At 55.6% G+C, this 12851-nt stretch carries 7 protein-coding genes; 1 reads left to right on the forward strand and 6 read right to left on the reverse strand.

All coding sequences use genetic code 11. The features are described from left to right. Nucleotides 1-25 precede the first annotated feature (25 nt). Genes V3O24_RS09800 through V3O24_RS09820 form a run of 5 tightly spaced genes read right to left on the reverse strand, consistent with a single transcriptional unit; the run spans nt 26 to nt 10427 of the window. Nucleotides 26-2395 (reverse strand): methyl-accepting chemotaxis protein, encoded by a 2370-nt coding sequence (locus V3O24_RS09800; protein ID WP_331307115.1) that lies wholly within the window; start codon nt 2393-2395, stop codon nt 26-28. 59 nt (nt 2396-2454) lie between these two features. Further along, nucleotides 2455-3387 carry a sensor domain-containing diguanylate cyclase gene (locus V3O24_RS09805; RefSeq protein WP_331307116.1) on the reverse strand — a complete coding sequence of 311 codons (933 nt, stop codon included), beginning with the start codon at nt 3385-3387 and terminating at the stop codon, nt 2455-2457. Next, nucleotides 3380-5497 (reverse strand): ATP-binding protein, encoded by a 2118-nt coding sequence (locus V3O24_RS09810; protein ID WP_331307117.1) that lies wholly within the window; start codon nt 5495-5497, stop codon nt 3380-3382. The genes V3O24_RS09805 and V3O24_RS09810 overlap by 8 nt, the downstream gene beginning before the upstream one ends. Further along, nucleotides 5494-9828, reverse strand: a complete 4335-nt coding sequence (locus V3O24_RS09815; RefSeq protein WP_219820799.1) for an EAL domain-containing protein — start codon at nt 9826-9828, stop codon at nt 5494-5496. Before V3O24_RS09815 ends, V3O24_RS09810 begins: the two co-directional genes overlap by 4 nt. Beyond that, nucleotides 9825-10427 (reverse strand): response regulator, encoded by a 603-nt coding sequence (locus tag V3O24_RS09820; protein WP_104423213.1) that lies wholly within the window; start codon nt 10425-10427, stop codon nt 9825-9827. Before V3O24_RS09820 ends, V3O24_RS09815 begins: the two co-directional genes overlap by 4 nt. A gap of 333 nt (nt 10428-10760) precedes the next feature. Here V3O24_RS09820 and leuB point away from each other — a divergent pair, with 333 nt between their 5' ends. Continuing rightward, on the forward strand, nt 10761-11870 hold the full coding sequence (gene leuB, locus V3O24_RS09825; RefSeq protein ID WP_104423214.1) for a 3-isopropylmalate dehydrogenase: 1110 nt from the start codon (nt 10761-10763) through the stop codon (nt 11868-11870). 129 nt (nt 11871-11999) lie between these two features. Here the strand turns inward: leuB and V3O24_RS09830 are convergent, their stop codons facing one another. Next, nucleotides 12000-12704 carry a TMEM165/GDT1 family protein gene (locus V3O24_RS09830; protein WP_331307118.1) on the reverse strand — a complete coding sequence of 235 codons (705 nt, stop codon included), beginning with the start codon at nt 12702-12704 and terminating at the stop codon, nt 12000-12002. Nucleotides 12705-12851: the final 147 nt, after the last annotated feature.

Consider the following 12851-nt stretch of genomic DNA (forward strand, 5'->3'; position numbering starts at 1 on the left):
ATCCGCAGCCGGTTGGCGTTTTTAACTAAAATTCCTCCCATTCATCGCCGGCCAATTGTGGGACAGGTTGAGCTTTAACCGGCGAGCGTGATTGCGTCGGCAATCTTGCCGCACTCGCTGCATTTATGTAGTTTTTAGCTTTCTGGACAGAGGCTGAAGATTGGGTTTGATATAGATCGTCAAACGCATGGCGAGAGTAAGCATCCACTTTGAATTGCGCGACCGTGACCGCCAGGCTTTGCGCCTGTTCTTCCAGCGATTCCGCAGCTGCGGCGGCTTGTTCCACCAAAGCGGCGTTCTGCTGGGTCACGTCGTCCATTTGGCTGATGGCCATATTGACTTGCTCGATGCCGGTCGTTTGTTCTGTTGAGGCGGCGCTGATTTCGGACATCATCACGGTAACGCCGCGTATCGAGCCGACGATTTCCTCCATGGTGTGACCTGCTTGTGTTACCAGTTTACTGCCTCCGGCGACTTTAACGACCGAATCGTCAATCAGGTGTTTGATTTCTCCGGCAGCCGTAGCGGCGCGTTGCGCGAGATTGCGCACTTCGACGGCCACGACTGCAAAGCCACGGCCTTGATCGCCGGCGCGCGCCGCTTCGACGGCGGCGTTGAGCGCAAGGATGTTGGTCTGGAAAGCAATGTCGTCGATGACCGAAATAATATCGCCTATTTTGCGCGAAGATTCGTTAATATCGTCCATCGTGCTGACCACTTGGCCGACCACCTCGACGCCTTTGCCGGCTATGTCGGATGCGTCAACGGCCAGTTGATTGGCCTGTTGGGCGTTTGCGGCATTATGCTGCACGGTCGAGGTCAGCTCCTCCATGCTGGCCGCCGTTTCTTCGAGGCTGGCGGCCTGCTCCTCGGTGCGATGCGACAAGTCGTTGTTGCCCGAGGCGATTTCTTTAGCGCCGGTGTTAATGTTGTCGGTGGCTTCTTTAATTTGAGAAACGATTTCCTTGAGTTTATCCACCGTGGTGTTGGCGTCATCCTTGAGTTGCCCGAAACTGCCGGCATAGTCATTGGTGATGGTTTGAGTCAGGTCGTTGCGGGACAATGCGCCCAAAACGCGCACCACATCATTGATGCCGCTCTCGGTGGTTTCCATCAGTTCGTTAAGCCCTTCGCCCAGTTGCTTAAAGAAGCCGTCTTTTCCCTGGATTTCAACACGCCGGGTAAAATCGCCCATGACGGCGCCATGTACAATGCCGGCTACTTCCTGTTCCACTACAACCTCGACAGTGCGATCCAGCCATTCGGCCACAACGCCAATGCGTTCACCGTCTTCACTGATAACCGGGTTGGCGACGACTACCATATTGTGACCGCCGATAGTTAATTCCGAACGATGCGAGTCGGTTAATTTTTCCAACATGTCGCGTTGATGAGCCGGGTTTTTATGAAAAATATCAATATTGGCCCCCATCAATTTATCGGCGTTAAAATCCGGCAACTGTTCACGAATATCGGTTTCCGCCTTTTTGAACAGGCGTTGTACAGCTTGGTTCATATAGATAATATTAAAATTAGGATCGGCGACCATTACCCCCGAATGAACGTTATCCAGCGCCCGGTTAATCCGCAAGGCGTCCGTCGTCATCTGCCTGGATTCGGCTAATTGCGAATTCAACATGACTTGCACGACATAAAGCCCGCGCAATAAATCGCCCAGTTGATCGCTTCTGTTTAAGTTCAACCGGTTTTTAAATTTTCCATCTGCTATGCAATAAAGCGCATAAATACAGGTTTCGAGCGTAGCGATGACTTCATGCGTCAAACTGGCAATAATTCCCGCTGCGACTAGGGTCGGCACAAAGGTTGCCGCTAACGGCAAGTATTCCTGAGCTAAAAACAGCCGATACATCGAAAAACCGGTCAGCGCCAATATCATCGTTAATGCCAACGCTACTTTTTTTGAGATAGCCGTTTCGCTGACCGTTTTGGCGACGGCGGCAATTCCTGTAGGCCGTAGCTTTGCAATATTGGCATTCAGCTTTTTGTACACGTTTTCCGCATGGGTTATTTGTTCGCGGTTGGGCGCGTAACGGGCGGACAAATATTCATGGAGGACTCCATTTTGATAGATCGGCACCACATTAGCTTCGACCCAGTAATAGTCGCCGGATTTAGTCCTGTTTTTTACCGGAGCGGACCAAGGTTTGCCCTGTTTTATCGTCGTCCATAAATCATCAAAAGCAGCCGTCGGCATATCGGGATGACGAACGATGTTATGGCTGGAGCCGATTAATTCTTCCCGTGTAAAACCGCTGATGGCAACAAATGCGTCATTGACGTAGGTGATGCGGCCTTTTAAATCAGTCCGGGTAACCAATATTTCGCTTTTTTTCATCAGGACTTCTTTATCTGTTACCGGCATGTTGATTTTCATGGTAATTCCTCATTCTTAAAGTAAATAATTTTTCTTTTTCAGCGGTTTTCTAAACAGTCTCAAGTCGCCAGCTCCACCCGGTTACGCCCGGCGACTTTGGCGCGATAAAGCGCTTGATCGGCGGCGTCGATAGCGGTTTCCTTGTCCAGTGAAGGAATAGCGCGGGCCACCCCGGCGCTGACGGTGACGTTGATGGTTTGGCCTTTGCCGACGTCTATCGGCATGGCTTCAATGGTTTGGCGCAGACGTTCAGCCAGTCCGCCGGCCTCTTCAAGTCCGGTATCGGGCAGCAACACGGCAAATTCCTCGCCTCCGAGACGGCTCGGCAGATCGTTTGCCCGGAGGCTTTTTTGAAGCGCCTCGGCTATGGCCTTGAGCACGACGTCTCCGGCAGGGTGGCCGAAAGAATCGTTGACCTGCTTGAAGTGGTCCAGATCCAGGAGGATCAGCGTAAACTCCCCGCCATAGCGCCCGAGACGGGCAAACTCCGTTTTCAGCCGATCGTCGAGTTGGCGGCGGTTAGGCAAGCCTGTCAGAGGGTCGTATAGCGCCAATTCTTCCAGTCGGCGGATCAGATTGACGCGCTCGCTAATATCGTGAAAGACCACGACGACTCCGTCGAGTTCGCCTTCGATCACAAGCGGTTGCACATTCAGATGCACGGGAATCAGGCGCCCATTCTTGTGGCGGAAGATATGGTCTCCTCTGCGAGGCTGTCCATCGACAGTCGTGCGGCGGATAAGACATTTATTGCTTAGATAAATTCGATTTTCAGCATAATGCTGATGAAAAGCCGGCCGAAGATCTTTGCCAAGGACATCACTGATGGAAAGATCCATCAGCTCCAGAGCCGCCCGGTTAACGTAAATACAGAGCCCCTCCTTATCGCAACTGAAGACGCCATCGCCAAGCGACTCCATGATGTTCTCCAGATGGAGCAGTCCGGTATTTCGCCCATGCGGTAGTCTGCGTTGCTCCTGAGAGTTATGCATCGTTTTCATCCGTAGTCAGTATTGTTCGAATTTGCCCCAGCAGCGTCGGGACGTCGAAAGGCTTGGTAAGATAGGTCAGGAAGCCTGCATTCAGGCCGGTTTTGACGTCGGCGGGCATCGCCGCGGCGCTGACGGCGATAACCGGAATAGCCGCGGTGCGGGGATTAGCCTTGATTGCCTTGAGGGCGTCGAGACCGTTCATGCCGGGCAGGTTGATGTCCATCAGGATAAGGTTGGGCCTGAGATCATGAAGCATCATTAATCCGTCTTCGGCATTTTCGGCCGTGCGCAGTTCCACGCCCGGAAGCATTCGGAAGATATGTTTCATCACATTGATGTTGACCGGGTTGTCTTCCACATAGAGTACGCGCCCTTTGCAGGGTATTCCCGCATCGGCGGTGGAAAAACCGGCTGTCAGTTTCGCCGGCATCTTGTGTGCGGGCAGGGCCAGCGGCAGTTCCAGCCAGAAACAGCTGCCGACGCCGAGGTGACTGTCGAAACCGATCCGTCCGTCCAAAGCCTCTACAAGATTCTTACAAATAGCAAGACCAATGCCCGTGCCTTCGATATTGGTTTTTTCCGCGCCCAGCCGCTGGAAAGGCTGAAAAAGATCCGAGCGAAGCTCTTCGGCGATACCCGGTCCGGTATCGACTACCGTAATACGAACGGTGTTTTCAATCGCGACGCAGCTGCACATGACATTGCCGCCCTCATAGTTATATTTCACCGCATTGGTGAGCAGATTGAGCAGGATCTGCCTGACGCGCGAGCGGTCGGCCCGGGTATGGAGTTCATCGGTACAGGACTGACGGATGACGATGCCGCGGGCTGCGGCGGCGGGGTGTAACAGGGCGACGACTTCATCGATCAGCGGCGCGAGCGGAACGGCTTCAATGGACAGGTCCAGCCGGCCCGACTCGATGCGCGCCAGATCCAGTATTTCGTTGATCAGCTCGAGAAGATGACGGCCTCCGTTCAAGACATGCCCTATGGCTTCCTTTTGCGGCGGCGTCATCGGCCCCGGTATCTCCATCTCAAGCATCTGCGCAAAGCCGACGATGGCGTTCAGCGGGGTGCGCAGCTCATGGCTCATGCTTGCAAGAAAGGCCGACTTGGCGCGGCTGGCGGCTTCCGCGGCCTCGCTGGCGGCGACTAAATCGTTTTCCGCCTGTTTGCGTTCCGTGATGTCTTCTCCTGAGCTCAGCGCACCGGCAATCTTGCCGTTTCTACCGTTAAGGTAAGCGTTGTGCCAGGCAACCAGGCGCTCTTTGCCGTCGCGGCACAGCACCGGATTTTCGAAGTATTCGACTGTTTCCGCCTCGCCGGACATGATGCGCCTGAACATCGGATAAGCCGTTTCCATGCCCAGCGGCTGCGGCAGGCAGCGCTCGAACCAGTTGCAGCCCAGCAGTTCGTTTTCCTGGTAGCCCAGCAGATCGCATCCTTTACGGTTGATCATCGTGATATGGCCGCGCCAGTCCAGGGATACCATGACTGTCTGCACGGTGTCGAGATAACGCTGCTTGTGGTCGCGCTCGAGGCGCAATTCCGTTTCGTGTTCGAGCAGCCACTGCATCATCCGCCAGCCCATCAGGGCGAGAACGCTCGCATAGGCGGTCAAGTTCCAGGCCATGTGCAGCCAAGTCAAGGGATGGTAGGCATAGAGTTGATAATTCAACTCGAATTCCAGCCAATGGTTGCTTGCAGCTACGCCAATCAGCACAACGCACAGGGCGTTACCGATTATCAGCCGCCATGCGACTTTTTCACCGAGAAACAGGATCCCAACAAAGGCGCTTAAAACCACATAAGTGCCGGCGGTTGCCACCGGCCCCAGTTGCGAGAGTCCGCCAAAGGCCGCCAGCAACATAACGCCCAGCAAGCCTAATGTCCGTGCATGATAGGAAATGCGTCGCCGATTCAGCCACAGCAGCCAGAGTGCGGCTAACAATGCAACGTGGAGCAGCATCACCGGACGCCAGCCGATATATAATGCTCTCGCCAGAGAGATTCCAACTCCCGGCACAGCGGTAATGCTTATCCAAAACAGGGTATCGTCGAGCAGGCGGCTGCGCAGTCCGGCAAAATCCTTGGCAGGCGTCGTGGTCATCGTTGCGATTCTTGTACAGGACGCCGATTGCGCAACCAGACGATCAGCTCTTCGACCGGCATCGCCTTGGCGATATGCCAGCCTTGCACCTGATCGCAGCCGAGGCCGCGCACCAAATCCAGATCCGCTTGCGTTTCGACGCCTTCAGCGACGGTGAACAGATTCAGTTTCCGGGCCATCTCGATGCTGGAGGACAGAATCGCGCGTTTGTCCGGTTTTTCGGCGGCGCCGTGAACGAAACTGCGGTCGAGCTTGAGTTCGCAAAAAGGAAAGCGCTGCAACTGATCCATTGACGAATAGCCGGTGCCGAAATCATCAATCGACAATTTGAAGCCTTTGAGCCGCAAGCGGGTCATGACATCCATCGATGTCGCTATATCGGTCATGATGCCGGTTTCGGTGATTTCCAGGGTCAGGTTTTCCGTCTTGAAGCCTGTCGCCTGAATGCTGGCCTGGATGAATTCAGGCAGGTTGATGTCGCCCAGCCAGTTCATCGACAGGTTGACCGCGACGGCGAGCGGGAAGCCCGCATCGCTCAGGCGGGCGCCGCCGATCATGGCTTTGGTGACCAGCACTTCCGAGAGCGTGCCAATCAAGCCGTATTGTTCGGCCATGTCGATGAAATGCTCGGGACTGATCGATTTGCCGTCGTGTTGCCAGCGCGCCAATGCCTCGACCCCCACCACACGCAAGGTGTCGGCGTCGACCTTGGGTTGGAAATGCACACTGAATTCGTCACGCCGCATACCCTCCAGTATGTCGTTGGGAGAGACGGCTATTGTCGCCGGTTGCGCCGGTGTCTTCGACTGTTCGCACGACTCCAGCAGCAGGTTTGCCAGAACATCCTGGGTCATCGGTTTTTTTATCGTGCCGCGCAGACGCAGTCCCTTGACCCGGGCCAGATCGGCAGCGGTCTGCAACAACTTTTCATCTACCCCGCTGTAAATAATCAGGCAATTCCGGTAATCGGTTTCGGCCAACCGCCGCAGGAATTCGATGCCATCCATGACGGGCATGTTGAGGTCGGTGATAATCAGGTCGATGCCGTGGTCTTGCCGGGAAATTTCCGCCAACGCCGCTATGCCGCCGTCAACGCTCAGCACATTGCCGATTCCCAGCGAAGACAGCAGCAGATTGACCTGCCGGCGCGCCATTGGATCGTCATCGATCACCAGTACTCGGTGCGGCAGATTGTCGCCGGCCGCCGAGGCCGTTTTGTTATCGGTAATAACCGGCGATACGGAGAGACGGCTCACGGCAATTTCCACGTCGCTCAGCGCATATTCAAGTTCTGTAAAAAAGATTGCCGCCGCTTCCAGTCGACCCATCTTGGCGGCGTTCTCAAGCGTTTCGGCCAAGTCGGCGAAACGCAGAGCCCCCACCATGCGAGCCGAAGATTTAAGCTTGTGCATCGATAGCGCCAGCTTGCGTCCATCGCATTCAGCAAGATGCAGCCGACAGATGGGCAGGTCGCCGCGCGCGGTGATGGTGAACAGGTCGATAATTTCGCAGGTTTGTTTGGTGTCGGTAGTGCCGACGATGCGGGCCAGGTAATCGGTATCCAATGTGATTTTGCTTTCCCTGACCGGCGTCTCGGCGACTTCGTTACGGGGGCTGGCCGGAGAGGCGTGCGGCAGCCAGTATTCCAGCATGCGGCGCAGATCGTCCAGCTCGATGGGCTTGGGCAGGACGTCGTCCATGCCGGCTTGCCGACAGGCTGCGAGTTCTTCCGGGTGATGAACGGCGGTGATCGCAATCATCGGCACGTAGCTCCCGCTTTCCTGTTCGGAGGCGCGAATGGCGCGGGCCAGTTCCAGGCCGTTCATGCCGGGCATGTTGCGATCGACCAGCATCAGGTCATGGCCGCCGGATTTCCATTTGTTCAGCGCCAGAGAACCGTCGCCGGCAATGTCGGCTTCGTAACCCAGTGCGTCGAGTTGCATACGCAGCACGGCCTGGTTGGCGGGGTTGTCTTCGGCAACCAAAATGCGCCGTCGCTCATTCTTGCGTCCGGTCTCGACGGTTATTGAGGGGACGGATGCCGGTAACTCGCTAGCCGGGACATCGGCGTCAACCCGGTCGAGCAGGTCGCCGATCAGCTGGGAGAACTGCGCTCCGCCCTTGACGATTTCGTCGATTTGTAGCCGGGTTTCGGTATCCAGCGCATCGTTCATCTGTAGAATCTGCGCATGACAGAGAATGGCGTTCAACGGCGTGCGCAGCTCGTGCCCCCAACTTGCGAGGAATTCCGATTTGGCGTTATTGGCGCGGTCGGCGTCATCCCTGGCTCGTTGCAGTTCATCGATGATATGCTGTTGCAGACGCCTTAGCCGGGCGGCTTCAAGGATGCCGACATAGCTGGCGGTGAACGTTTGCAGGAAGTCGGCCATGGCTTCGTCATAGCCGCCGGGGCGATTGGCCAGTCCCGCCATGCCGATCAGCGTTTCGCCCTGGAGAATAGGGACGCCGAGAAAAGCGTTGAGCGGCGGATGCCCTTCGGACAGAACGTCCCGGAGGGGGGCGGATAACGGGTCGTTGGCAATGACGGTCTCGCCCGTATGCAGAACGGCGTCGATCAGGTTGTCGAGATTGCGAAACTCCAGGCCCCGTGCGCGGGTTTCGTCATAAAGATGCCAGTCGGCTTTATCCCAGTAAATGTCGGAGATCGCATGGATTTTCAGGCAGGGTGCGCCGTCCTGATTTTGCTGTACTTCGCCGAGGAAGCCCCAGGCGCTGTCGGTCAACAACAGCATGCCGTCGAGCAGCAGTTCGGAGGTCGCCGCAATATCGTGACTGGAGATGAAATACTCGAACGCCTGCCGCAGCAAATCCAACAGGCGGCCTCGACGCTCCTGTTCGGTCTGTAGGCGTTTTTGTTGGGTTACATCGGTGCGGATGGAGACGTATTGCTCCGGCAGGCCGCGCTCGTCCAGGATAGGAACGATGGTGCTCTGCACCCAGTAGGGACTGCCGTCCTTCTTGCGGTTCTGCACCACGCCCTGCCAGATGCGCCCGGCGGAAATCGTGCGCCACATGTCTTCGAAGAAGGCGCTCGGATGGTGGCCGGACTTGACGATACGGTGGTTGCGGCCGATCAATTCTTCTCGGCTGTAACCGCTGATTGCGCAGAAATTCGGGTTGGCGTCGATAATCGTGCCGTCCAGAGCGGCGACGGAAACGATGGCATGAACATCAAGGGCGTTTTTCAGGCTGTCCCGTTGCCGCATGGCGAGGCGGCTTTGACGGGACGCGATCTGGTATATGCGGAACTGTCGCGTCCGCGTCATGACGGCGGTTACCAGCAGGCGCGCATCGACCGGTTTGACAAGGTAATCCTCGCCGCCGGAAAGGCGGGCATCGAGTTGGTGTTTGATGTCATCGAATGCGGAGAGGTAGATGACCGGCAACCGGGCATAGCGTATATCCCGGTGCAGCAGTGCGGCCAGATCGGTACCCCGGCAAGTCGGCGTTTCGACGTTCAGGATGCAGGCTTCGGGGTCGAATTTCCCCAGGAAATCCCGTGCCGCGCCCGGATCGTCGATGGCCAGTACATTGAATCCGATAGCTTCCAGCAGCTTGGCATGGAAATCCAGGATAGCGGCATTGTCGTCGATCAGCATGATGCGATAGGGCGTTCTAGGCATCCAGGCCAGGCCGGCCAGTTCCGTGATCAGATGTGCGGCATCCAGCGGCAGGTCGAGCAGGAGCCGCGCACCGGCCCGGCGCACCTTGATCTGGGTACGGAAATCGCCGGTATCATCCAAGGCTGCCAACAGGGACGAAGCGGGAAGGCTGTCGGCCGCCGCAGGTAATAGGGAGGCTATAATATCCGCATGCCCGGCCAGCCAACTTGCAGCGGCAAGCACGATTGTGCGGTCCGCCCCCAAGGCTTCGGCTGTCTGATCGACGGTGGCCGCGCGCACTACGGCGAACCCGAGCGAACTTAGGTTTACGGCCAGGTCTGCAAGGCCGTCGGATGCGTCGCCGGCCAGCACAAACGTCCAGTCAGCAGGGCGGGCGGGGAGCATGTCGCAGTCCACTTTGCCGGCCAGTTGTCCAGCCTCCAGCAGGTCGGCTAATCGGGTTGCGGCGCGCAAGAAAGACGTTAGTCTTGCTTCTTTAGGCGCATCCTGGATGAACTCGCCAAGCAAATCGGAAAGTGCGTCGGCGCGGCCGGCGGCTTCGGTCCATTTGACGCGCTCGCACTCTTCGATGACTTGACCGGTAATATATTTCAGGCGCACGCCCGGCAGGCGAGCCCAACCGTTTGCGGCCAGCTTGGTCGCCAATTCGCGGATTTCCCGCGCCAGTTCCAGCTGCACTGCGGTCATGACGTCACCAATCTGCGCGCCATGTGCTCAACAAGCGGTCTCAGGGCGGCAAACGGGACCGGCTTCGGATAGACCGGAATATCGGCCGGGAGCCCGCCTTGGGCCGCGATCTCGGTGACGGTAAGCGCCGTCACGACGATGATGACGCCGCGAATCGGCGTCGATTGGGATTTGATTTTGCGGATCATCTTGAAGCCGTCCAAACCGGGCATAGACAGGTCGGCGATGATCAAATCAGGATTGTGGCGGCCGATCAGCATCAGTCCTTCGAATCCGTCCTCGGCCATCAATAACTGGATCGGAAGATTCCATTCAGTGAATTGCCTGCGATAAAGTTCCCGCAGTACAGCGTCATCTTCCACTACTAATACTTTGAACACTTCCGGCGTGGGCGCTTCAGTCAGGACGGCCTGTTTCCGCAAGCGGATGGCGTCGACTGCATCGGCGGGGATACGCCGGTGGCCTCCGGCGGTTTTCCATGCGGGCAGCACTCCCGTTTCGACCCATGTTTGTATCGTCGATAAGGCTACGCCCAGGCGAGCTGCGGCCTCGCGGGTGGACAGGAATTTTTTTGCCGGGCCGGTCTTGACTTTGTTCATCTGCACTCCAGTTGTCGGGATCGTTGATGTCTAGCGGGAACGGTTATGCGCCGAATACAATCATTTTTGCCCTTTCAATCATTTTCGTCATTTTAAAGCAAACGGTGTTGATTGCAACTGTAAGTTTATACTTACGTCAAATAATCGAAAGCAGCTCTACTGGATGCCCAGGATAGCTGCGGCTTAAGCTGAAACTTTTTGGGCAACTCCGGCATTAGAAGATGATATTTTTGCGTTTTTTCCCGGCAAGCGGCTTTATTAAAAAAAATAAAGTAAAATAATCGTTTTTTGAAAATCTCACTCTGTAGATGACGCAGACAGCAAAGGTACCTAATGAAGAATTATAAAATCGCAGTGCTGGCCGGTGATGGTATCGGCCCTGAAATTACTCGTGAAGCCGTCAAGGTTCTCAAGCTTATTGAAGAGCGTAACGACGTTTCTTTCGAACTGATGCCCGCCGCTTTTGGAGCCTGCGCCTATTTTGAATTCGGCGATGCTTTTCCGCAGGGAACCATCGATATTTGCGACCAGGCCGATGCGATTCTTAAAGGGCCGATCGGTTTGAGCCATGAGGAATCCAAAACAATTCCCATCGATAAGCAACCTGAACGAGGCGCTCTGCTGCCGATGCGCCGCCGTTACAATACCTACGCGAACTTTCGCCCGGTTTTCCTGCCTAAAGCGCTGGCGCATTTCTCGCCGCTAAAACCTGAAATCATCGGCGAAGGCATCGATATTATTATGGTGCGTGAATTGGTCGGCGGCTTGTATTTCGGCGCCAAGGAAACCGGCGTTAACGAGCAGGGCTTGCGCTACGTCAAAGAAACCCTGGAATACGACGAACACCAAATCAGGCAAATTTTGCTACAGGCGTTCAAGCTCGCACAAAAACGCAAGAAAGTGCTGCACAACATTCATAAAAGCAATGTGCTGAAATCCAGCGTGTTGTGGAATGAAATACTGGATGAAGTGGCTAAGGACTATCCCGAAGTCGAGGTCATCCATCAGCTGGTGGATTCGGCCGCGACTAACCTGTGCCTGAAGCCTACCCAGTTCGACGTGATGGTCATGGAAAACATGTTCGGCGACATTCTCAGCGACCAGGGCGGCGGTATCCTGGGTTCCTTGGGGCTGATGCCTTCCGCCTGCATAGGCGATGAAAAAGCCTACTACGAGCCGTCGCATGGCTCGGCCCCGGATATTGCCGGAAAGAATATCGCCAACCCTTATTCAATGATCGGTTCCGTTGCGATGATGTTGGAAAACAGTTTCGACATGGCCGAAGAAGCCAAGAACGTCTGGGCGGCGATGCAGGGCGTGTTTGGCGACGGTTATTCGACCGCCGACCTGTCCAAGCCGGGCAGCGGCGTTACGATGATCAGCACCGAGGAGTTTGGCGATAAGGTTGTTGAAAAACTGCGGCAGATGCCGAAAGTAAAGTAAGCAAGCCCCGCAACCTGGGATTTGTGGAGTTCAACGCCGGCTTTGAACTCCATTAAAGAATTTTCGCCACGAAGTTTTCTTTCTTCGTGTCTTCGTGGTGAATAAAAAGGGACCCGCGTAGCCGCCTTTTCAAGCCGTGTAGCCAATATAAGCCCGATAACCCGCATAAACCGACAGCATCAGGAAGATGGTTCCGCTGATCTTGTGCAGCAACACTAACGGGACTTTCTGCAAAATAGTGCGTCCGGCCAGGATTCCCAGGGCCGATGTCGACGCCAGCGCGGCAGTGGAACCGAACCATACTGCAATAGGTGCGGCGGTGCTGCTTAAGCCGACCACAGCCAGCTGAGTTTTGTCGCCGAATTCGGCCACGGTAATCAATAAAAAAGTGGTGAAGAAAATGCCGTGACCGCTTTTTTCCTTGATTTCCTCATTTTCATCTTCCATTTCTACGCGCAACGAATGAACGCCGAACGCGGCAAACAGCACGGCGACGACGGTTGCGACGATATATCCGGGCAACCAGCTGGAAATAGCGATGCCAAAAACAACGGCCAGGGTGTTTAAAAAGGCGAAGGCCGCGATTGCGCCCAGCAAAACCGGCATGGCTCTATGCCGGGAGGCCAGCGTCATGCACACCAGCTGGCTTTTATCGCCGATTTCAGCCGCTGCAATCAGCGCAAAACTGGTCAGCGCCGTGGCTGATATTTCGCCTAGATTGTCGGCGCTTAGCAACGATAAAACGTGCTGTAAGGAACTCCGCAGATTTTCGAGAATAGGGGCGGCGCTCAGTGATGCTAGAAAGTGTTGTAAATAGCTTTGCAGATGATCCATTTTGTTTCCTGAGAACGCTTTTTCCGGTAGCGGCTAACCCTATGATAGAACACGGATGACGCTGATTAGACGGATTTAAACGCTTGTAAAAAGAAGAAGCACCCTTGATCAGTGCTTATCGGTCAAATCTGTGTCATCCGTGTTCTA

The sequence above is a fragment of the Methylobacter sp. Wu8 genome (assembly GCF_036440755.1).
Taxonomy (GTDB): domain Bacteria; phylum Pseudomonadota; class Gammaproteobacteria; order Methylococcales; family Methylomonadaceae; genus Methylobacter_A; species Methylobacter_A tundripaludum_A.

Excerpts from the sequence above, each read along its gene's own strand:
- V3O24_RS09800 (WP_331307115.1), bottom strand. The coding sequence starts at position 2,395 with ATGAAAATCAACATGCCGGTAACAGATAAAGAAGTCCTGATGAAAAAA.
- V3O24_RS09805 (WP_331307116.1), bottom strand. The coding sequence starts at position 3,387 with ATGCATAACTCTCAGGAGCAACGCAGACTACCGCATGGGCGAAATACC.
- V3O24_RS09810 (WP_331307117.1), bottom strand. The coding sequence starts at position 5,497 with ATGACCACGACGCCTGCCAAGGATTTTGCCGGACTGCGCAGCCGCCTG.
- V3O24_RS09815 (WP_219820799.1), bottom strand. The coding sequence starts at position 9,828 with ATGACCGCAGTGCAGCTGGAACTGGCGCGGGAAATCCGCGAATTGGCG.
- V3O24_RS09820 (WP_104423213.1), bottom strand. The coding sequence starts at position 10,427 with ATGAACAAAGTCAAGACCGGCCCGGCAAAAAAATTCCTGTCCACCCGC.
- leuB (WP_104423214.1), top strand. The coding sequence starts at position 10,761 with ATGAAGAATTATAAAATCGCAGTGCTGGCCGGTGATGGTATCGGCCCT.
- V3O24_RS09830 (WP_331307118.1), bottom strand. The coding sequence starts at position 12,704 with ATGGATCATCTGCAAAGCTATTTACAACACTTTCTAGCATCACTGAGC.